The organism is Ectobacillus sp. JY-23, assembly GCF_023022965.1.
Lineage (GTDB): Bacteria > Bacillota > Bacilli > Bacillales > Bacillaceae_G > Ectobacillus.
Genome location: NZ_CP095462.1, coordinates 3,226,886 through 3,248,489 on the forward strand (window position 1 = coordinate 3,226,886; position 21,604 = coordinate 3,248,489).

Here is a 21,604-nt window from a genome sequence, read left to right on the forward strand (position 1 = left end):
TTTGTTTATTCTCTAAATGTTACTTTCTAATGTTCATTAATATTAACTTAATTCTCGAGTACCATAATGTATCAATAGTACGTAACTAGCTTCTTGTATGTTTTGAGTTGAAAAGTTTTTAATTCACTATAGAATAAAAGCAAAGCTCGAATGGTGGAATAAAAACCACAATTTGAATTGGATTTGTCTGATAACAACTAATAATTGAAGAGAAATGCAATTGTTGTCGTGATACATAATTGGATCAAAGTATTCATAATATGAAATTTGTGTGTGTAATCAATGAACTTATTTTTGCATTGATTACTTACATCTCGCTATATTAACTAACATATTTATTATAGTATTTTAGCTCCACGCAAAAGGCTCCACGACTAGTGGAGCCTTTTTGGATAGGCTGGTAGAACTTCACGATATCCGATAGTGACGTTTTCGAATAAATTATTTTATGCTTTCCAATTCTTTTTTAATTGTTTCTAATGTTTTATTTTTATATTTTGCTTTTGGTTTTGGGGCATTAGAAAGGGTTGGATTTTGTAACGTATAATTTTTCTCAATAAATACAAAGTCATTCATATCAACCGTGCCATCAAAATTGATATCCGCCTCTCGATGATTGGTTCCCCAGTATGTTTGCATATATACTGCATCCATGATATCAATGACTTGATCTCCATTGACGTCTCCCGCTATCATCACTGAATTACCTTTGATATCATTTTGGCCGCGGATCACATTACCTACTTGTTTAAATACTGTGAATGGTCTGGTGTATTTAAAATGTCCCGGCACATGCATGTGGTACATAAATTCCTTATTCGTTACAGGCAATTGGATGAATAATCTTGGATACAAGCCTGCTCCATTATTGTACAATGCAAAATTTCCATCATATTTATTGTTAAAAATATCGGTAGCATATCCGGTTGCCCCTACTTTTTTATAATCGGATGTATACGGGACTCCTTCGGCAAGAGCTGGGATTCCTACGTATGAAAATGCTGGATTAACATAGGATTCAACAGATACGCTAGGAATAGAAACTTCTTCCTTTTTTATATTCGTATAATAAGAAGTAAGATTTTGTAATTCCAGCACACTCTCATAATATTGTTCATTCTTTATTTTTACTTTTACATCTGCAATTGGAGTTGTACCTGTAATGCCATTCGGGTCATCTACAGCTACATGAATCGTATGTTTTTTTGATGCCCCATTATTTTCCACTTCTTTATGTTCCAATTGCACACTGGCTTTCTTCTGTAATTCCGGATGGACAGTTATACTTTCTATTTCGAAGTAGTCGCTTAAATAATCAAAAGTGAATGTTTGATCATGTAATGCATTAGCGTTATTCATTTTTAATGTATAAGTGACTGTTTCACCCATTGTCGGATGAATTTTATCAGGGGTTGCATCTACATATTGCGTGCCTTTCTTTACAAAATATGTTGCATGTGCCTTCGGATAATCTACCGCGCTTGATATACCAACTCCAAAGAAACGAACTGGGAGAATCGGAATGGTAGCATCGATTGGCATATTGGCTGTGAATGTTCCATCTGAATTAAGAGGAACATTTCCATTTGGTGCATAGTTAGAATTGTTAACGTATTGCGTGGGTTGTGGAACGGCTTTATTGTAATAAAACACAACTTTATTTGAAGCTTGGTCCATATTGAAGCCGTAGCTCTTTATCGCATCAATATTGTTTTCATAGATTGAACCAGAAACCAGAACCGATTTTTGCCCTTCTTCATACTCATATACCCCGTGTGGAAGTGAGGTGATTTTGAATTCCGGCGCCGAATGATCTACAAATATATATGTGTCTGCAGAAAATGTGTTTCCTTGATCGTCTGTGGCGATCGCCCTTAATTTATAGTTTCCGTGTTTAGTTAACTCTGAGGCATCAGCGAATTGAGATGCCAAGTATTCAGGGGTAGCAGAAAATGGTTTATTTTGATCCCCCTTGAAGGGAGTATAAAACCCTACATTTAACACGAGTTTATTTTCATTTGGAATGACAGATCGACCATCTACAACCCCGGCATGTCCCACAATTTTGTTTGTTTCAGGATCCAAATATAAAAAATCGATTCGTTTTATATGTCCTTTCACTTGGTAATTCATGATAAAAGCATTATTTATAAATGGATTTACATCTGAATAGGAAACTGGAGCAAAAGCGCGACTGGATACAATTTCGAAATTCTCGAATTTGTTTTCTTCATAAGTTACGCCAAACGGTACTTGGTACGTTTCAGATGGATTGTTTTTGTTTGTATAGATCACGTATCCTTCATAGGTGCCTTTTTCTGCTGTTTTTGGAATGAAAAGAGAAATGGGTACTTTTCTGCTGCTATTTCCTTTTATGATAATAGAATCACTGTATAGAACCTTAACGCCGTTTTGTGCTGCATCCTTTGATTCCCGCAATCCCGTTTGGAATTGTACTTTCACATCAAAGATTTTATCTTTTTTGCCATTGTTGCTAAGTGTTACGGAGCGCGTATCCTTAATATCTTTACCTGTGTAAACAAGTCGCCCGAAGCCGAGAGCACCTGTATCTTCGTTGATGATTGTTGCTTCTCCGTTTTCAATCATAGGCGTTTTGTCATTTATCGAGATTTCCATATTGGAATGAATAGCTTCATAAGGATCTACACGTCCCGCACCCTGTTCAAATACGCTATATGGCTTGCTTAACGGATCTGCTGTATTCATTAGAATGGTTTTGATTTCAGATGGCTGCAATTTAGGGTTTGCTTCAAGCAGAAGCGCAGAAATACCGGAAATAACCGGAGCTGCCATAGATGTACCAGACAAACGTTTATACGCATAGTCGTAATTGTCACCTTTATCACCGTTCACGACATCAGACGGAACGGTAGACAACATAGCGACCCCAGGTGCCGTCACTTCCGGCTTTATGTCATAGCTTGAGCGAGATGGTCCACGGGAGCTAAATGTCGCCAATGTATCGCCTTGTGTTTTTACTTCTGCCATTTCACCAAATGTAAAGTTGATTTGACCAGCTTCCACCTTTTCTTTCAATGCCAATCCATCTGCGTTGCTTAAGGAAAATGTTGGAATGTAAGTTTGGCCTTCAGCCAAATAAGCGGGAATATGTCCTTCAGCTGCATTGTCATTAAATAAAAGCACCGCTGCAGCGCCCTTTTCTTTTGCTGTTTTGATTTTATCAGCAAGTGCGATGTTCTTCCCGCGGCTAATCAGAGCGATTTTACCTTTTACATCTTTTCCTGTAAAGTCGGCTGTAGCACCCATTCCTGCATATACAAGCGGAAGAGTCGTACCTTTTAGTGTTTTAATATCGTCTCCAAATCCAAGTGCCAATAGACGTAAGTCTACGGACAATGTATCCAATGATCCTTTTGAGCTTAGTGCTGTCATAGGCACGTCGCTTGCCCCTACTGTGAGGGCCAATGCTGCAGCACCTGGTCTGCCCAGTGTATACATTCTATCTCCGCTATTTCCCGCGGATACAACTGCTGTAACCCCATGCAGTACCGCATTGTTAACAGCTATGCTTAACGGATCCATGGAATCATTTATAGCTGCTCCCAACGACATGTTGATAAGATCCATGCCATCCTCTACAGCTTTATCAATAGCGGCAATAATTCCGGTAGTTGGTCCAGATCCGTATGGGCCTAGTACCCGGTAGGCATATAAATCAGCATCCGGCGCAATACCTTTTGTTGCGTATTTACTATTATTTGTTCCTTGACCAGCAATTGTACCTGAAACGTGTGTACCATGTTCTGTATAATAGGTGGTACCATTTGAGGTTTTTTCTGGTCTTCCTGATTTTTTCCAATCCTCATATGTGGTTTCCATTGGATCGGCATCATTATCGATAAAGTCATATCCACCCTTAAAAGCTGCTTTTAAATCTGGATGGTTATAGTCGATTCCTGTATCTAAAACTCCAATTTTAATGCCTTTTCCTGTATGTCCTTCCGCGTGGAGCTTGTCCACTTGTAAGTGAGATCGTTCATCAGCCATACCGATACCCATGTGTTCTGCTGCAATATCATTCGCTTGTACGGGTGGCTCTACTTTTACTTCTGTATCACTATATATTGCTTTAACTGCTTCTAATTGTAATAGTTTTTCCACTTGGTCTGCTGGAAGTTTCATAGAAACACCATTGAAAGCGGTTTTAAAAGTGCGTTTTACTTTATATGTAGCTCCCTTTTTTCCACCTTTTTCTGAAAATACTTTTGCTAAATCCTTTTTAAATGTAGCATGAGCGTTATCCACCTGTTTTTTTTCTTCTGCTTCAGATACAATCTTTCCTTTTATCGCTGCTTCTAGGACAGCCACCTTGGACGGACGTTGCTTAAATTCAACAATAACAGAAATTTCTTCTGTGCTATTTAGGTCGATCTCCGGTGCTAGGTGCAAACCTGTCTGATTAATAGATTGTAATTTTACAAGAGCTTCTTTTTGTTCGGGAGACAGATTATTTAGTAGTTGTTCATTAGATGCAAAGCCTTGTTTAGTATCTGTAATTGAGCTTTGTACGAAATTGTTAAATAGAACGTTTGGCGTTGTCGTAGCAGCATGAACTTTAGAAGGTGCAGCAAAATATGGAGTAGATAGACTGCTCGAAATTAATCCTACACCTAACGCAATGGTTGTAGCTTTTTTTAACTTCTTCTTCATCCTTGGTTTTCTCCCCTAATTAAAAGATTTTAATAAGTATGAGCAAAATTTAATAGAAAATGTAATTAGAAAACCTTTAGTAGAAAGGGTTTCACTTTTAATCTTGCTCATTTCCTATTCTTAAAAGCCGCATATATTTATATTATTTTAATTTTCTAACATTAATCAATTGGGCAAATTATAGGGTCTAAGATCTTGAAACTTGAATGTCATTTAGCAAATTTCGACACTATTCCTCATAAATATCTTTAATCATTGAGTAAAATACACCCTCTAAATTTTTAGTATTTGAACTTCATTAATCGAGTTCCAACATAATTCTCCATAAATATTTTTAAAGAATTACCCCATTTTTTATAGGTTTATCAAAAAATTTATGATTAGTAGGAATAAATGAATAATATTTTACTTGGTACAGTTATATTTTTGTTAAAATTTTTAAAGTAGTAAGAGGAAATATGGATAGGATACACTTAGTTGGACAGAATTCCTATAGATTCAATTCATAAATGAATAAAGAAAAAGGCCTCTGACAACCCAGAGGTCTTTCGTATGTGTCTTCAGTTTCAGTTCGCAGGTATACATCTCGTTGCTGATGTGGTTCGGATTGTCTTGCACAAGCAACTCTAACACGTGTGACTGAGTGTGCATGAATCAGGGCAGTTGTTTAGGATCCTGTTATGTATGGGGCTTTAGTTTGGTTTATGCGGGATGGTGGATGGATATGTTAGTTGGTTTTAGTTTCTGTTCAGAAAGCGACTGGGAAGATATAGACAATTGCAATTTAATGAAACTGTCCAACTCAGTGTGGCCTATCCAACAATATTGCAGGGTACCTGATCTCAGATTTCCCGTCTCTCATGATCCGCAAGACGTTCTTGCGGGACACCTAACCCCAGATTTACTCTCTCTTGTGGTCTGCGAGACGTTCTTGCGGGACACCTAACTCCAGATTTACTCTCTCTTGTGGTCTGCGAGACGTTCTTGCGGGGCACCTAACCCCAGATTTACTCTCTCTTGTGGTCTGCGAGACGTTCTTGCGGGGCACCTAACCCCAGATTTACTCTCTCTTGTGGTCTGCGAGACGTTCTTGCGGGGCACCTAACCCCAGATTTACTCTCTCTTGTGGTCTGCGAGACGTTCTTGCGGGACACCTAACTCCAGATTTACTCTCTCTTGTGGTCTGCGAGACGTTCTTGCGGGGCACCTAACCCCAGATTTACTCTCTCTCATGGTCCGCGAGACGTTCTTGCGGGGCACCTAGCTCTGGGTTCAGCCTTCTAGTTGTTTTGTGCAATGAAAAAGTGCAGAGTTATGCAGTATATTAAAATCATTTTGTTGATTAAATATTCATTTGTGGTCGCTGAGGGTGGGCTTGACATGGAGCCTCTACAGGCATGATCCTCCTGCCAAGAATCCAGCCATTAAAGGGATTGGCAGAACCGACACAAGTCTATCATGCCTGCCACTCCACGTAAAGCCCTGGTGCATACCAATGAATAGGAATTCTGCAACATTCTGCACTTTTATTCTGCAATAAACACTTCTAGTGGTTCGCTCCTAGCGTTATACCTGTATTAAGAATAAAACTCATATTTGTTCAAAGGTTGCTAAGTCAGCTTCCTGCTTAAGACATTCCTGCTGAATTTATTTACGTTTATGCCATCTTTAACCGTGAAATCATCGGTTACAGCGTAGGTGCACAAAAGGACGCAGACTTGGAGAGAGTTACGAGATTATGTTCATTAGTTTAATTATATTAGAATTTATGAAACATGAGACTATATGAGCCCTACGGAATACAAGAGGACGCACCTTGATAAAACTGTCTAGTTTGGTGTTGCCAATCCAATATTTTAGGTGAACAAGTCAAGGAGTTAATATTAGAAATCGTTGTAGGAAATTTAATGGGAGAGATCGTTCTAATGTTAGTCTAGTTGAGACAGCTTGCTGTCCTTTAATAGGGGTAGGCAAGCTGCTTTTGTGCCTAATATATTTTTTTAGAGTGTACATAAGTAACTTAGAATTGCGACATATAAACTAATCTCTGAAGAGGTGATCAAATGTATAGATGCTGTCGGTAATTATTAAAATGCTTTGCCATTGTGGGATGGAAAATTAACTGACTTATATAGAGCTACTTTTGTATCAAACGAAATTTCTCATTGTGATCGACTTGCGTAATTGTATCATTATGAATGGTAATAGTTATGGAGCCAAAATTAATTTTTTTCAACAGCGAAAAAATATATAGCAATTTTTCTTCATCAAGCTTTGCCACTGTTTATTCCTCCCTTAGTTCAAGTGTCTTCCTAACGCTTAAGGCTTCATTTTCTTAATAAATCTATACTCTTTTTCAAGTTCGCTGATTGTCCACTCAAACAGATGCTTGGAATCTTTTTTATACACACCTGAAGCAATTAATTTTTCAATTAACTGCTGCTTTTTTTGATTAATGGCATCGCGAAGAACATTACCCAGCAGAAACACCTCCATTATTTAATTAATCATATAGGTATAATGTGAATTAAAAACATGAAAGCAATAAAAACAAGAATACGTTACAATATTTTTATTTCTCGCCCATTCATCTGGAATTTTTTGATAAATGTGCAGCACTTTTCTGCAACAAATTCTTTGTCAAAATCCATAGATGCAACATGATAGGAGTTATATAATGTTACAGTCTCTTTTAGCGGAGATTGAACTTGATTCATAATATAATCGCTGTTAGCAGGAGGAACTACATGATCTTCTTTTGATTTAAAAACTAACAGCGGACATGTTATATTTGCGAGCCGTGCACGGGTGTCTTCCATGAGCCCTAACACCTGGTGTATTGCTTTGATCGGTGCTTTTGCATAAGTGATTTCAAACACACTCTTATCTTTGATATCAGGTGCTCCTTCTTCAATAAAGCGCGGTTTGTGTATAGAATTAAACGCGTCCATTCCAGGAATGCTCGTCATCGCGGCATTGATTAAAATGACGCCTGCAATGGATGGATGTTTACTGGTGAGGTGAAGAGCCAGCGTGCCACCCATAGATTGGCCAATTACAAAAATCTTGTTGCAATGCTCACGTAAAAGCTGATAGCCGTCTTCAAGACTGTTGAGCCAATCATGATATGTGTATGCTTCCATATCTTCATAATGAGTCCCATGTCCCTTTAGTCTTGGAGCATACACCGTATAGCCTTGTGCTGCAATACATTTCCCTAAAAATGCAACGCTTTGTGGCGTCCCAACAAAACCATGTGAGATCAATACACCGATATGATTTCCTTTAAAGAAGAATGGGTGAGCACCTTGTAGGACTGAATATGCCCTCATAGTCAGACTCCTTTCGTTAAAATAGAATAAGGCACCTATCTTAGAAAGATTAGGTGCCTTTGGTTGACCAATCGGCTTTACTATTAAATTAATATCATCTTAAACAAATTATTCCAATAAGTAAAGTACGAATTTGTGGTTTTTTTAATGCAAATTGTTAATCTGTATGGATGAAGGGAGAACATTATCGTAAAGAAAAATTTACAATCTCAATTTAAAAACCTAGTTGACAGATGGGTAAAGTGTGTTTATGATGAACCGTAATAGAATTTTATTTTCAAGATGAAGGCTGATCAGACAGACTGAAAGCCCCGGTTCTCTAAAAAAGAGCTGGGGCTTTTTTATTTAAACAGAATAGGCAAATGACCGATTGGGCATACCGAAGGTCCTCAACTATTACAGTTAAGGGCCTTTTTGCGTACCTATAGGATGTGCTTTTTCTGAACATGCAGTCTTACAAAGCTAGTTTGAGGAGGGAAAGGGGAATGAGCGTTTTTATCCAATCACTGCATAAGACTTTTGTAAAGTCACAACAAAGAACGCAGGTTTTAGAAAATATCAACCTGCATGTAAAGCAAGGGGAATTTGTGACTGTTATTGGTCCAAGCGGATGTGGAAAAAGTACTTTATTGAAGTTAATTGCCGGTTTGGATCGAGAATATGAGGGAGAAATTGCTATTCATAATGAGCAGGTTACAGGGCCGAGTATCAAACAAGGCTTCATTTTTCAAGAGCATCGACTGTTTCCCTGGCTTACAGTAGAAAAAAATATTGCAGCGGATTTATCGCTTAAGGATGCGAAGGTACGTCGTAGGGTCGATGAACTAATTGAAATTGTGAGGTTAAAAGGCTTTGAGAGAGCATATCCGAAAGAATTGTCAGGAGGGATGTCCCAGCGGGTTGCAATTGCAAGAGCGTTACTGCGAGATCCAGAGGTCTTATTGCTAGATGAGCCGTTTGGTGCGCTAGATGCCTTCACAAGGACACATTTACAAGATGTATTGTTAGATATTTGGAAGCAGAAGCAAACGACGATGATTCTTGTTACACATGATTTAGATGAGTCTATTTATCTGGCAAATCGCGTCGTTATTATGAGTGCAAGGCCAGGACAAGTGAGTAATATGATTTCTATAGATTTGCCATATCCTCGTAAAAAAGCAAGTGCAGCGTTTCAGGAGTTTAGGAAAAAGGTACTAAATGAATTTGAAAAAACAGAAGAACTTCAATTCATTGAAGGCTCGGGCATTTAAGGGAGGATGGAGAAAATGAAAAGAAAATCTTGGGGTTTTATCGTTGCATTGGCAACTAGCATGATGGTGGGGATAGGAGGGTGCGACTCAAAAGTAACAACAGTGGATGAGAAGCAAGAACAGAAAGAAGCTGTGACGGTTCATATAGGCATTCAACAAAGTTTAGGTCCCTTGTTAATTGCCAAAGAAAAGGGATGGTTCGAGGAAGAGTTTGAAAAGGTAGGTGCCAAGGTACAGTGGACTGTATTTCAAAGTGGTCCACCGCACTTTGAAGCACTAGCAGCAGATCGTCTGGACTTTGGAGTAGTAGGAAATTCTCCTGTTGTTGCAGGGCAGGCTGCCGGTATTTCGTTTAAAGAAATTGCCGTAGCTAGCGATGGATTAAAAGGAAATGCAATTCTGGTTGCAAAAGACAGCCCCATCCAAAAGCTGGAGGACTTAAAGGGCAAAAAAGTTGCAGTAGCAAAAGGAAGCAGTGGCTTTAATTTACTATATCGTGCCATTGATAAGGCTGGTTTGAAGCCGGAGGATGTGAAGATTATCCAACTGCAGCCTGATGAAGCACAGCCCGCATTCGAATCAGGAGCAGTAGATGCTTGGGCGATCTGGGAGCCGTTTGTTTCTGTGCAAACCTTAAAAAAAGAGGCGAGAGTCTTGGCTAACGGTCAATCACTGAATGTCTATTCGCCAAATTTTATTATCACTCGTACAAAATTCTCCGAAAAGCATCCGGAACTAGTTGTACATTTTCTGAAGGTGTATGAAAAAGCACGTCTATTCGAAAAAGAAAATCGTGAAGAAGCGATTACGCTGTACGCGAATGTAAAAAAAATTGATAAGGACATTGTGAGTCGGGTGCTTGAAAACAACCAATCTTTCAATCTGCCGATTACACAAGAAATCATAAAAGCCCAGCAAGACACAGCTAACTTTCAATATGAACTGAAGGCAATCAATAAAAAAATAGATACAGAAAAGGTAGTCGACAATTCGTATATTACAAAAGCGCTGCAAGCAGAAAAAAAGTGAGGTGATAGGAGATGAGCAAGGTTGCTGTTCCTTCTGTTAATCATGATAGACACTTTCCAAAAAAGATAGCTATTAGAAACTTAAAAGTGAGGACATCTATTTTAGTAGCTACACGAGGTTTAATTTTACCTTTGCTACTTATCCTTGTATGGCAACTGGCTGGCACATTTGCTGGTATATCCAACACGGTTCTGCCGACACCAATAGATATCGTAAAATCTTTTCAAGCTTTGTTGCTGTCCGGAGAGCTATGGATTCATCTGAAAATCAGTGTTACCCGTGCATTAAGTGGCTTTCTCCTTGGAGCCAGCTTAGGCCTACTGCTCGGGACATTAACAGGGCTCTCCCGTACGACAGAGCAGGTTGCTGATCCCTCGTTACAAATGTTGAGAACAGTTCCGCATTTGGCGTTGGCTCCCTTATTTATTTTATGGTTTGGGTTGGGAGAACTCTCAAAGGTGCTTCTTATTGCGCTGGGAGCCTTTTTTCCTCTATATGTTAATACACTGCTCGGTATTCGGGGCGTGGATAAAAAGCTTTTTGAGGTAACGCGCATTCTCGAGTTCAGCCGCTTGAAGCAGGTGACGAAGCTCATTTTGCCCGCATCTCTTCCCAATATTCTGCTTGGGGTAAGGCTTTCGCTTGGTTCAGCTTGGCTCGGTCTCGTCGTTTCTGAGCTCATGGGGGCAAGTGAAGGGATTGGATATCTAATCATGGATGCACGGCAATTTACTCGTACAGATGTTGTGTTTGTGGGGATTATCATCTTTGCTCTTGGCGGAAAGCTTGCAGATTCCTTTGTTCGCATATTGGAGTCAAAGCTGCTCAAATGGCGTGACAGCTATCAAGGGAAGAGCATCGACTAAATAAAAATATATGTAAAGTGAGGAGTGGGAAAATGGAAATATTATGGTTTATTCCGACTCATGGAGATAGCCGCTATTTAGGAACAACAAAGGGAGGACGACTGGCTGACTTCTCGTATTTCCGTCAAGTTGCACAAGCAGCAGATCGTCTTGGTTATACAGGTGTATTGATTCCGACAGGAAGATCGTGTGAAGATCCTTGGACACTGGCTTCTTCACTTGCTGCTGTTACAGAGCGGTTAAAGTTTTTAATTGCTGTCCGTCCTGGCATTATGTCGCCATCTGTTGCAGCGAGGATGGCATCCACAGTGGACCGCGTTTCTAATGGCCGTCTGTTAATAAATGTAGTAGCAGGAGGAGACCCGGTCGAGTTAGCAGGAGATGGGTTGTTTCTTACACATGATGAGCGTTATGAAATCACAGATGAATTCTTAACAATTTGGCGTAAATTGCTGGAAGGTAAAGAGGTCGACTTTACCGGAAAGCATGTAAATATAAAAGGAGGCAAGTTGTTGTTTCCTTCTGTACAGCAGCCCTATCCACCTATTTATTTTGGTGGCTCCTCCCCAGCAGGGCAGGCTGTGGCTGCAAAGCATACGGATGTATATTTAACATGGGGAGAGCCCCCGGCTCAGGTGGAAGAGAAGCTGAACGAAGTGCGCCGTCTTGCGAAACAGGAGGGAAGATCGGTGCGATTTGGAATTCGCTTGCATGTCATTGTACGCGAGACTGAGGAAGAAGCATGGCAGGCAGCTGACCGCTTAATTCAATATTTGGATGATGATACAATTGCTGCTGCGCAGCGTACGTTGGCGCGACAGGATTCTGTTGGGCAACAAAGGATGCTTGGTCTGCATAAAGGAGGCAGGGAAGCTCTGACCATTAGTCCAAATCTTTGGGCTGGGGTGGGACTCGTTCGTGGCGGCGCTGGAACGGCACTTGTTGGAAATCCTCAACAAGTCGCAGAACGAATAAAGGAATATAGAGATTTGGGTATTGATACATTTGTCTTATCCGGTTATCCGCATCTGGAAGAAGCCTATCAATTTGCAGAGCTCGTATTTCCGCTTTTACCGCTGAAGCATACAGCCAATGGTAATCACCCTGTCGGCGAAATGATTGCCAATCAATATGCACCCGAAGTTGCAAAATAGTGTATCAAACTAGAGATGCATGGAGCACGTGAAGATGAAAATAGCCATTTCTTCATAAAAAGGACCTATCCATCGAGAATGCTTCTAATGAGGAGAAACGAATAAAAAAGTGTTTAGGAAAGAGGCTTTTCATTTAATGTATATGAAAAGCTTCTTTATCCTTTAAGGTTTACTTGGATTTTAGATTTTTAAGGAGGGTTAGATGTGAAATCCATGCTGATTGTAGGTGGAGATAACCTAGGTGGAATCACTAAGAAACTACAGCAACAAGGATTTGAGGAAGTCATTCATGTTAACGGACGAAAAGCAAAAATGGTTCAAGTGGATATACCTAAAAAAGTCGATATTATATTGGTTCTTACTGATTACATTAACCACAATCTTTCGAGTGTGATTAAGAAAAAGGCAAGAGAGCAATCAATTCCCATCTGTTTCGCAAGACGTTCTTGGTGTTCCATGATGAAGGAAGTAGAAAAACAAGGTCTTATTTGTTGCAAATAAAGAGTAATAACATCTTATGGAGGATGATCGGTATGAATTCAATAATAAATCCCACTAAACAAGTGCAACCGGAGGTACAGAATTTACGTAAAGAAGAACACCCTGTTAGCCCAGTTTTCTTAAATCGATGGTCTCCGCGCTCTTATTCGGATAAAGCTGTTTCTGATGAAGCGCTATATAGCATATTAGAGGCAGCACGCTGGGCTCCCTCTGCGTTCAATGATCAACCGTGGAGGTTTATTATTGCAAAAACAGAAAAGCAATTAAAGATTTTTCATGAATTCTTACACCCGTTCAATCGTGCATGGGCGGAAAGCGCACCGATATTGCTCCTTATTGCATCAAGTAAAAAAAGGGATACGGGCGACTTAAACTCAGCGCATGCATTTGATACAGGAACATCCTGGGGGTATTTAGCAATTCAGGCTACGATATTAGGATTAAGCACACATGCAATTGGAGGGTTTGATAAAGAAAAGGCTCGTCGTTTGTTGGGCATTTCTGATGAATATGAGCTTCATGTGGTCGTCACAGTTGGCTATCGTGGAGAGAAAGATACACTTGTACAAAGCCTGCAAGAGCGTGAACACCCAAGCATACGAAGGCCGCTGCATGAAAGTATTTTGAATTGCAGCAGTGAAGGATATACAGAATAAGAGAGTATGAAGTGACAAAAGAGCTAGCTCACAGTGATTTAGCTCTTTTTTTATGGTAAAAGTTTAAAGTAGAATTAAGTGCACCAAACAGTATGTGTCACCCTAGAACATTTTCACATGTTTATTACTTTGAGGTTGAAACAAGATATCGACGCCGGCAGACACTTAGTACGATACCGAATAAAAAGGCATTGAACATAGCAGGTAGAAAACCATAGCTGACAAACGGTAATGTAATACCGATTAACGGAAGCATTCCCATTATCATGCCGATATTATATAGATATTGAACGGCAAACAGTGCAAGAACGCCAACTAGTAGCTGTTTGCCGAAGTTTTCTTTTATTTGCCGCAGTATTGTAAGCATTCGTAGTAACAGTAGGATAAGAACGATAATTAGAAATCCCATTACGATCCAGCCATAATAATGAGCGATATTAACTAAAATTAACTCTCCAACTTGGCCTTTCCATTATATTGATGCAGCTTTTGATAGCATTTGATAAAGATCTCCTGTGTTAAATCCTCTGCAAGATCCCGATTTTGTGTGTATGAATACACCAATTCCAGTAAGGCTTGTCCATATAAATCCATTGCCTGACTAATAATAGTTTCATAGTTATCGGACATGTGTATATCTATTATAATTTCCTCCATTTTTAAGCCCCTTTCTATATACTTAGACGATTCACAAGGGTAATTGGTTTCTTTGAGGCGACAGAAATTTCCTATCTTTTGGCTTTGTTAAAGTTCGTTGTACGGGCGTTTGCTGTTCACGAGTGGTCAGGTAGTAAGCCTGCACGCCCTTTTCACTCCCGTCAACAAGTGTAAATGATCAACATTATGCTTTAACACAGCCTATCTTTTACATGAGATGTATCTTATTTTCCAAGCAACATCAAATTTTGAACGCAGTATCATATTATCATCAAAGCTTTTCCATATACTATTCAGTTCATCTATGATACTTTACAAGTAGAAAAACACTGCAGAAGGAGACTTGTATGGATACAATTACGCACACATTATTTGGTCTCGGTCTGTATGGGACGATCCGTAAGGACCATATGACTAAACACGAAAAACGCGCCTATTTGTTTACTGCAATTGGCGCAAGTCAAATTCCAGACATTGATGTCATTTCTCAGCTTTGGGATACACAGGGGCTGTATCAAATGTGGCATCGCGGCATTACGCATTCCGTTTTTCTCATGCCGCTTTGGGCACTGCTGTTTTATGCGCTTAGCATTCTTTTATTTCGTGTCAAAAGTCAGCGTCTCTTTTGGTTAGCTTTACTCGCTGTATTCATTCATAGCACCAGCGATTTATTTAATGCTTGGGGGACTGGCTATTTTGAACCATTTTCTCAGGTGCGTGTGACGTTTGGGACAATTCCAATTGTGGACGTTGTGTTCTGGGGAATTTTGCTGATTGCCTATCTCATTGCGAGAAAAAGAAAGAATGCCGCGCCTGTTATTTACCGCTGGGCATTTGCTGGTATAGCTTTTCATGTGCTTGTACAGTCTGCACAAGGGTATATCCTGTATGAAAAGTATACTGAACGTTACGAGCAGGTAGCTTTGTCTGCTAGCTTTATACCTTGGCACTATACAGTGATTGGAAAAAATGGAGCGAATGTAGATCTAATTGATGATAGCTTACTAAGTGCGTCACATGTGCAAGCTACGCTCATTTCTAAAGAAGATGCAGATTTAAACAGGCTGTTCCGAACTGTACCAGAAGCAAAAACATTATACGAATGGGCGCCGTTTGTTGTTATTGTGGATGACGAACGTCAATTGGGTATTTATGATCCCCGATTTTATCGAAACGGTCAATCGTTTTTGTTTGAGTATATGGAGAAGAACGGAAAAGTTAAGAAACAATAGGTTCAGCCCCACAGGTAAAGGCTCCACAAGCAGTGGAGCCTTTACCTGTGTTGATAGAACGTCAATATGTCGCATTAAGAAGTGTTGGATTTTGTAGGCCATAGTTTTTTCAATAAATTATGAAATAATTCATATCCACGTAGATTAACGATTTTGAACAGGCTTGGTTAAGCAGATACAATCATAATCTGATGGACTCAATTCATTGGCGGTATCGTTAGATGAGATTACAAGAGTCTGATTATCAGATACACCAAGGGAAAGCTCGTTTGCATATGTTATCGGTCCTGTGCCTGCCGCCTCTAGAGTCAATGTTCCGCAAAGCGTAGCTGATAGTTTCTAAGATGTCAATTATAACACTCATTTTTTCTGAATATACTTAATAATCAACGTTATGAAATTATAACTACATTTAGCCAAATGTTAATATGGTTATTGACTTTTAAAGTAATTTATAAGAATGTTGTCTCTTCATACCTACAAAAGGAAATACCTTCTCGATGAAGAAGATATATATTCGGTAAAGAATACCGAAGTGGGGGGAAGGAGCATGAAGAATAATTCCGCAAGAAGCTGGAAAAAAGCAGCATGTACCACTATACTCTCTGTATTGTCTATCACGTTTACCGGTTTGCCAAATGTGTCCGCAGAAGGCTACGGAGTAAAGTCCGCTTTAAAAGAGAATATATATGCAGCGGAAGCTAGAATGTTTTCGGTAAGCGGCAAGGGAGATGTGGTTCAATACAGAAATGCCGAGCGCAGAGGATTCACCTTCAGTCCATACGAGCCTACTGGTTTGTATGCTAAACCGAATGAAGTAATTACCATCAATGTATCGGGTACACAAAGCATTCAGGCCTATATCGGAACGTTTTCTTACGATGCTTCATGGCGAGAGGATTCTAAGATTAAATCCTTTACTTTAACTCCAGGCACAAATACGATTCAATCGTCTACAGGAGGCATGATTTACTTTTATAATAAACAAACTGGTGGCACCATCCAGACATCGATCACCTCAGGTGGAACGCCTACTCCGTACTTTATACTAGGAACGCATACCAAGCAGGATTTGATTAATATGCTAAATCAATATCCGAACGCACATGCGGTTGAGTTGAAAGGGGAGCGCGTGTTGATTACGGCAAGTCCCGCACGCGTGAGCAAATATTTGCTTGGCTCCAATACAGATCCAGCCCAGCTGTTGCAGAAGCTAGATGAAGCTATCCGGGTGCAGGACAAGCTTTCTGGGTTATCGGAAGCGCAGGTGGATAAGCACTATATTCATTATGTGGAGGATAATCATTCGTTGGATTACTATATGTACGCCTTCACCAGTCGAACTGCGTATGTGGAAAACGCCATTCAACATGTGTTGGATCTCACGAAATTTACGACAGACGGCTGGGGGCCTTGGCATGAGACAGGGCATATGCGACAGCAAGAGCCATGGAAGTTCTACAATATGGGTGAGGTACAGGTGAATATTTATAGCTTGGCGGTGCAAAAAGCATTCGGTCAGCCCTCTCGTCTTGAAAGAGAAGGAGTGTATACAAAAGCCTTCCAATATTTCGAACAGTCTACGAGAAACTATGATGAAATAAGTGATTTATTTGTCAAAGTTGTAATGCTGTGGCAATTGCATTTGGCATATGGAGAAGGATTTTATCCGGCACTTCATCAACTGTATAGAGACATGCCGTCCGCTGAGCTACCGCAAACTGATGAAGCGAAAAAGCAGTTGTTTATGATTACAGCTTCCAAGGCCGCTAAGCAAAATCTAATTCCGTTTTTTGAAAAATGGGGACTCCGTCCAAGTAGCGACACAATCCAAAAGGTGCAAGCGTTAGGGTACCCAAGCTTGACAGCGGAAATTTGGAAAAGCACAGATTCCAATCCGATTAAAGTTGTTGATACAACAGCCCCTACGGCTCCTTCCCAATTGCAGGCAAGTTCCGTTACGGATCAAAGTGTCACATTGACATGGACAAAATCCACAGATAATGTTGCTGTTACAGAATATGTAATTTCACAAGGAAACGTGGAGGTGGGGAGAGTTAGCGGATCGATGAACAGCTTTACCAAGACAGCCTTGCAACCCAACACATCTTACACATATACAGTAAAAGCAGTAGATGGCGCAGGGAATATTTCAAGTTTAAGCAATACAGTAAGCGTCATCACAAAAGGTACTAGCAGCAGCGCCGAGCCATGGGATCCGGCAAAAGTATATGTGCAGGGAATGAGAGTACAATATAATGGGATGGAATATGAAGCACTATGGTGGACGCAAGGTATTACACCGGACACATTGAACGGGTGGAAACTAGTAAGCTCAGGTATGTTAACAGAATGGAATGCGGCTATGGCATATACAGGTGGTAATGTTGTGTTGTATCAAGGTGTGAAATATAAAGCGAAATGGTGGACGAAAGGCGAGATTCCGGGGCAGGCCGCCGTGTGGGAGCGGATAGAATAGAAGAATATAAAAAGAACTAATCTAGTTTCCTATCTAGTATGAGAGAGTTTGTTATAAGAATTTGATAAGGATCACTTATTTCCAAAATCTTTAATGAGGGATCGTGATGAGCGATAAATTAACGTTATTTAAGGTGAAATATAGAAATGGACAAACCTGCGAGAAGGTGGAGGTCGTAACGATCATCATTGATGGTGTGTTTCAGCAAGTGTTCAATCAAACTCTTGCGGATTCACAAAACCACAGTTCATATGAAGAAGTGCTGCGAGACGCCATTATGCTCGGAACAAATGAACTTGTCAAAGCGTTGAAGCGAATGTTCGGGGAGGGTTGCCTGTATAGGGTGACTCTTTTTATTTGTCATCTTACGATGGTTAGGTGGAAAAATTTTAAATTTACTCCATATATAGTTTATAAAAAATAATTTATGACCCCCCTAAAATTAAAGCATCATACGAATTAATATAGTGACGAATTGTATAGGAACTGTCTAAAATTATATTTTTCTATACAAGGTAGTAGAAAGGGAGAGACCGTTGAAGGAATTTACGATTTGCTATACGTTGGAAAATGATATTAAAACAGAGAAAATTATAACAGGTCATGAGGTTAATAGAAGAGAAATTATGAAGAGAATATTGTACCGAATAAGGAACCAGGAATGGTTTGTTGTGAAGAATGGTGAGGGCACACAGAAAATTGATGTGCGTGTGGTGCGTTATATACGTGTTGTAGATGAAAAAATACTTGCTTAAGAGATTGCAGTTTCAATCTGTAAGGAGTTATACATAGGAGAGAAAGTATGACGGAATTATATCGTTCTCGAACAGAACGAAATCAAAAGGACAACAATACAAAGACTGCTTATCGGTCTCGTGAGGAGAGAAAGCAGGCTAGGAAAAAAACATCAGATAGTAAAAAGCCCATTGATAAAAAGTCTCCACTTAAATGGATTTTGTTGATTTGCTTGTTGCTGGGGGTGGGCTCTATAGGCGCGGGTATAGCCGTTTTCTTCTCATTCATTAAAGAGGCCCCGCCTATTGATGCAGCAAAACTGAAAGATCCGTTGTCAACCAAGTTTTACGATAAGGATGGTAATTTTATTTACGAATACGGTAAAGAAAGGCGCACGAAAATAACATATGAACAAGTTCCAAAGATATTGGAGGACGCATTTATTGCGACAGAGGATGCCCGCTTTTATCAACATCATGGTGTGGACGTAAAGCGCACAATGAAAGCGATTTTTGAAAATGTGACGGGAGACTTCGGGGCGCAGGGAGGAAGTACCATTACCCAGCAAGTTATTAAAAACTCGTTTTTAACGTCCGAAAAAACCTTAAAGCGTAAAGTTCAGGAGTGGTACTTGGCGTATCAGCTGGAAAAGAAATATACAAAGCATGAAATTCTGACTATATATCTAAACAAAATCAATCTTGGAAACCGTTCTTACGGGGTGGCCGCGGCAGCCAAAAGCTACTATGGAATCGAAGTTGAGAATTTAGAAAAATTGACACTTTCTCAGGCCGCCATGCTGGCGGGTCTCTCACAAAGTCCGAACAATTATGATCCTTCAAAGCAGGAAAACAAAGAGGCAGCAAAACAGCGCCGTGACCTCGTGTTATTATTGATGCAAAGACATGGATATATCACGGAGAAGCAGATGAAGAAAGCGAGGCAGGTTGCTGTAACGGAGGGTATCGTTCCTAAAGCCAGCCAGCAAGGCATGCCGTACGAAGCGTTTTTAGATGCGGCTACAAATGAAGTTGAGGTGGTATTGAAGGATATAGATATCAGTACTGATGGATTGCAAATCTATACGACTTTAGATCCAAAAGCACAGACATATGCAGAGAACATATTGGATTCCTCAAATGTTGTACATTATCCGAATGAACGCTTCCAAGCGGCGTTCGCATTCATTGATTCAAAAACAAGCGAGGTACGTGCGATAGGGAGTGGACGTGGGGAATACAAAGCAACATTTCGAGGAAACAATTTCGCGATTCAGCTTAAACGTCAGCCTGGTTCAACGTTTAAGCCTATTTTCGATTATGGCCCGGCTATTGAACATTTGAAGTGGTCCACATATCATCAGCTTGTTGATGAGCCCTATCAATATTCGAACGGGGAACCAATTCACAATGCTTATACAGCGTATAAAGGCACTATATCTATAAGAGATGCGTTAGTAGAGTCCCGTAACATTCCTGCTTTAAAGACATTACAGGCCGTTGGTCTCAATAAATCAAAAGAATTTGCACAATCACTCGGTCTAACATTTGCTAATAACCAAGTATATGAGTCTTACGCAATTGGGAGTAATGAAGTGTCCCCATTAGAAATGGCAGGAGCGTACGGCGCATTCGCTAACGAGGGAGTATACACTAAGCCCCATTTTGTTACGAAAGTCGTGCTGCAAAATGGCAAGGAGAAGAGCTTTAAGTCAGAGGCTAAGCGGGTTATGCATGACTATACAGCTTATATGATTACTGATATGATGCGTGGTGTCGTCAATGCTTCAAATGGAACGGGATTAGCTGCGAATGTGCCTGGTTTAGATGTAGCTGGGAAAACAGGAACCACTAACTTTGATGAGAAGACAAGTAGCAAATTTGGTTATCCATCTGAGGCTACGAATGACAGTTGGTTTACAGGCTATACACCGCAGTATACAATGGCTGTGTGGACGGGATATGTCGCGAATGGAGAAAATAATTATCAGCTCGGGGATACGACCAAAATTTCGCATGTCATTTTTAAAGCAATGATGCAAACCTTTGGGACAGACACGACTAGATTCGAACAACCAAGCAGCGTATACAACATGAATAACGAGTTATATATTAAAGGTGAACAGCCAGACAATGTACCGCCTGTTGCACCACCGCCTCCTGCTCCAGCAGCAGTTGCTCCTCCTGCTCCACCTCAACCACAAACGCATGGAATACAGGGAAATGGTCACAGAAAAGGGGATGGCGGACAGAAAGCAAAGAAGGGAAAAGGCAAGAACAAGCACGGATAAAATAGGCAAGGATGAAACTCTATCATGGAGTGTATATGGATGATTATGTACCAGAAATGATTAGAGTTATGACGTATCTGTAAGAAAAGGAATATAATAGTACACTTTTTATATAATTGATATAAAAGGTAGAATATACAAATGCCTACTTTTGTTTAGCTATTGCCTAAGTTAATATGTAGATTTATGTTAAATAGCACTTCTACTATAGCCTCGAATATAATATGGTAATACGAGTTAAGGAAGTGATATTATATGTCACGTTTTTTAGATGCTAGAACATCTAGTAATATAACTACTTTTCGAACTATAACGAATGAATTTTTTGAAGCGAACACACCTACGTTAGCCGGACAAGTTGGTTTAAATATTGATCCATCTACATCAGGTATTATTCGTGTCCAATTGAACGGGATGATAGGAATTAACATCCCAGTTAATATTCCTGAATTTGTTAGTGTTACGCTTACTGTAGTAAGAGGAGGTTCTTTGGGTTCACCAGTTATTTTTAGATCACAAGAGCAGTACCAGATCATCGAAACTGGATACCATACTGTCTCCTTTTCTACTGCGGATTATAATGTGCCTCCTCCAGGAAACGGTGTATTGGCTTACACTTTGTTTGTAACGGTCTCTGAGAATGTAGCTAGGGTTGGTCCTGAAAACCTAAATGCGAGTGCCTATACAGATTAAATTTCAGCACTGTAAAGCTATGATTAATAAAGTGA

17 protein-coding genes and 1 pseudogene are annotated in these 21,604 nt (G+C 39.9%); 12 read left to right on the plus strand and 6 right to left on the minus strand.

What is annotated here, in order from left to right; translation table 11 throughout:
* Window positions 1–441 precede the first annotated feature (441 nt).
* From MUG87_RS16360 to MUG87_RS16375, 4 genes are all read right to left on the minus strand, one after another.
* A complete protein-coding gene (locus MUG87_RS16360) occupies window positions 442–4,692 on the minus strand; it encodes a S8 family serine peptidase (protein WP_247083532.1) in 4,251 nt (1,416 codons plus the stop codon).
* Between the two features lie 2,137 nt (window positions 4,693–6,829).
* Window positions 6,830–6,973 carry a DUF2292 domain-containing protein gene (locus MUG87_RS16365; protein ID WP_247083534.1) on the minus strand — a complete coding sequence of 48 codons (144 nt, stop codon included), beginning with the start codon at window positions 6,971–6,973 and terminating at the stop codon, window positions 6,830–6,832.
* Between the two features lie 38 nt (window positions 6,974–7,011).
* Window positions 7,012–7,173, minus strand: a complete 162-nt coding sequence (locus MUG87_RS16370; RefSeq protein WP_124565586.1) for a Fur-regulated basic protein FbpA — start codon at window positions 7,171–7,173, stop codon at window positions 7,012–7,014.
* Between the two features lie 80 nt (window positions 7,174–7,253).
* A complete protein-coding gene (locus MUG87_RS16375; protein WP_247083535.1) occupies window positions 7,254–8,024 on the minus strand; it encodes an alpha/beta hydrolase in 771 nt (256 codons plus the stop codon).
* A gap of 485 nt (window positions 8,025–8,509) precedes the next feature.
* Between MUG87_RS16375 and MUG87_RS16380 the strand changes: the two genes are divergently transcribed.
* From MUG87_RS16380 to MUG87_RS16405, 6 genes are all read left to right on the plus strand, one after another.
* On the plus strand, window positions 8,510–9,277 hold the full coding sequence (locus tag MUG87_RS16380; protein WP_247083538.1) for an ABC transporter ATP-binding protein: 768 nt from the start codon (window positions 8,510–8,512) through the stop codon (window positions 9,275–9,277).
* 15 nt (window positions 9,278–9,292) lie between these two features.
* Window positions 9,293–10,306, plus strand: a complete 1,014-nt coding sequence (locus MUG87_RS16385) for an aliphatic sulfonate ABC transporter substrate-binding protein (protein WP_247083540.1) — start codon at window positions 9,293–9,295, stop codon at window positions 10,304–10,306.
* A gap of 11 nt (window positions 10,307–10,317) precedes the next feature.
* Window positions 10,318–11,172, plus strand: a complete 855-nt coding sequence (locus MUG87_RS16390) for an ABC transporter permease (RefSeq protein ID WP_124565556.1) — start codon at window positions 10,318–10,320, stop codon at window positions 11,170–11,172.
* Window positions 11,173–11,204: 32 nt separating this feature from the next.
* Window positions 11,205–12,326, plus strand: a complete 1,122-nt coding sequence (gene ssuD / locus MUG87_RS16395; RefSeq protein WP_247083542.1) for an FMNH2-dependent alkanesulfonate monooxygenase — start codon at window positions 11,205–11,207, stop codon at window positions 12,324–12,326.
* 213 nt (window positions 12,327–12,539) lie between these two features.
* On the plus strand, window positions 12,540–12,827 hold the full coding sequence (locus tag MUG87_RS16400; RefSeq protein WP_368042576.1) for a DUF2325 domain-containing protein: 288 nt from the start codon (window positions 12,540–12,542) through the stop codon (window positions 12,825–12,827).
* Window positions 12,828–12,859: 32 nt separating this feature from the next.
* Window positions 12,860–13,483 carry a nitroreductase family protein gene (locus MUG87_RS16405; RefSeq protein WP_247083546.1) on the plus strand — a complete coding sequence of 208 codons (624 nt, stop codon included), beginning with the start codon at window positions 12,860–12,862 and terminating at the stop codon, window positions 13,481–13,483.
* Between the two features lie 124 nt (window positions 13,484–13,607).
* Here the strand turns inward: MUG87_RS16405 and MUG87_RS16410 are convergent, their stop codons facing one another.
* Complete coding sequence (locus MUG87_RS16410) at window positions 13,608–13,892, minus strand: FtsW/RodA/SpoVE family cell cycle protein (protein ID WP_247083549.1); 285 nt, start codon at window positions 13,890–13,892, stop codon at window positions 13,608–13,610.
* Between the two features lie 38 nt (window positions 13,893–13,930).
* Window positions 13,931–14,140 carry a sigma factor gene (locus MUG87_RS16415; protein WP_247083552.1) on the minus strand — a complete coding sequence of 70 codons (210 nt, stop codon included), beginning with the start codon at window positions 14,138–14,140 and terminating at the stop codon, window positions 13,931–13,933.
* 347 nt (window positions 14,141–14,487) lie between these two features.
* On the opposite strand from MUG87_RS16415, the gene MUG87_RS16420 reads away from it, so the two are divergent.
* From MUG87_RS16420 to MUG87_RS16445, 6 genes and pseudogenes are all read left to right on the plus strand, one after another.
* Entirely contained in the window at window positions 14,488–15,372 is an 885-nt protein-coding gene (locus MUG87_RS16420) for a metal-dependent hydrolase (RefSeq protein WP_247083553.1), read from the plus strand.
* Window positions 15,373–15,922: 550 nt separating this feature from the next.
* Window positions 15,923–17,827 (plus strand): annotated as a pseudogene (locus MUG87_RS16425) (M60 family metallopeptidase); the annotation flags it as partial.
* Between the two features lie 130 nt (window positions 17,828–17,957).
* The gene (locus MUG87_RS16430; protein ID WP_247083555.1) at window positions 17,958–18,275 is read left to right on the plus strand and encodes a hypothetical protein; all 318 of its coding nucleotides are present in this window, start codon (window positions 17,958–17,960) and stop codon (window positions 18,273–18,275) included.
* 112 nt (window positions 18,276–18,387) lie between these two features.
* Entirely contained in the window at window positions 18,388–18,606 is a 219-nt protein-coding gene (locus MUG87_RS16435; RefSeq protein WP_247083556.1) for a hypothetical protein, read from the plus strand.
* Window positions 18,607–18,653: 47 nt separating this feature from the next.
* Window positions 18,654–20,876, plus strand: a complete 2,223-nt coding sequence (locus MUG87_RS16440) for a transglycosylase domain-containing protein (protein ID WP_368042545.1) — start codon at window positions 18,654–18,656, stop codon at window positions 20,874–20,876.
* Window positions 20,877–21,131: 255 nt separating this feature from the next.
* Window positions 21,132–21,569 (plus strand): hypothetical protein, encoded by a 438-nt coding sequence (locus MUG87_RS16445; protein ID WP_247083557.1) that lies wholly within the window; start codon window positions 21,132–21,134, stop codon window positions 21,567–21,569.
* Window positions 21,570–21,604: the final 35 nt, after the last annotated feature.

Bases quoted from the DNA above. Each gene is read 5' to 3' on its own strand.
- ssuD (WP_247083542.1), top strand. From the start codon at position 11,205: ATGGAAATATTATGGTTTATTCCGACTCATGGAGATAGCCGCTATTTA.
- MUG87_RS16430 (WP_247083555.1), top strand. From the start codon at position 17,958: ATGAGCGATAAATTAACGTTATTTAAGGTGAAATATAGAAATGGACAA.
- MUG87_RS16400 (WP_368042576.1), top strand. From the start codon at position 12,540: ATGCTGATTGTAGGTGGAGATAACCTAGGTGGAATCACTAAGAAACTA.
- MUG87_RS16415 (WP_247083552.1), bottom strand. From the start codon at position 14,140: ATGGAGGAAATTATAATAGATATACACATGTCCGATAACTATGAAACT.
- MUG87_RS16445 (WP_247083557.1), top strand. From the start codon at position 21,132: ATGTCACGTTTTTTAGATGCTAGAACATCTAGTAATATAACTACTTTT.
- MUG87_RS16385 (WP_247083540.1), top strand. From the start codon at position 9,293: ATGAAAAGAAAATCTTGGGGTTTTATCGTTGCATTGGCAACTAGCATG.
- MUG87_RS16375 (WP_247083535.1), bottom strand. From the start codon at position 8,024: ATGAGGGCATATTCAGTCCTACAAGGTGCTCACCCATTCTTCTTTAAA.
- MUG87_RS16410 (WP_247083549.1), bottom strand. From the start codon at position 13,892: ATGGGATTTCTAATTATCGTTCTTATCCTACTGTTACTACGAATGCTT.
- MUG87_RS16440 (WP_368042545.1), top strand. From the start codon at position 18,654: ATGACGGAATTATATCGTTCTCGAACAGAACGAAATCAAAAGGACAAC.
- MUG87_RS16405 (WP_247083546.1), top strand. From the start codon at position 12,860: ATGAATTCAATAATAAATCCCACTAAACAAGTGCAACCGGAGGTACAG.
- MUG87_RS16390 (WP_124565556.1), top strand. From the start codon at position 10,318: ATGAGCAAGGTTGCTGTTCCTTCTGTTAATCATGATAGACACTTTCCA.
- MUG87_RS16420 (WP_247083553.1), top strand. From the start codon at position 14,488: ATGGATACAATTACGCACACATTATTTGGTCTCGGTCTGTATGGGACG.
- MUG87_RS16360 (WP_247083532.1), bottom strand. From the start codon at position 4,692: ATGAAGAAGAAGTTAAAAAAAGCTACAACCATTGCGTTAGGTGTAGGA.
- MUG87_RS16380 (WP_247083538.1), top strand. From the start codon at position 8,510: ATGAGCGTTTTTATCCAATCACTGCATAAGACTTTTGTAAAGTCACAA.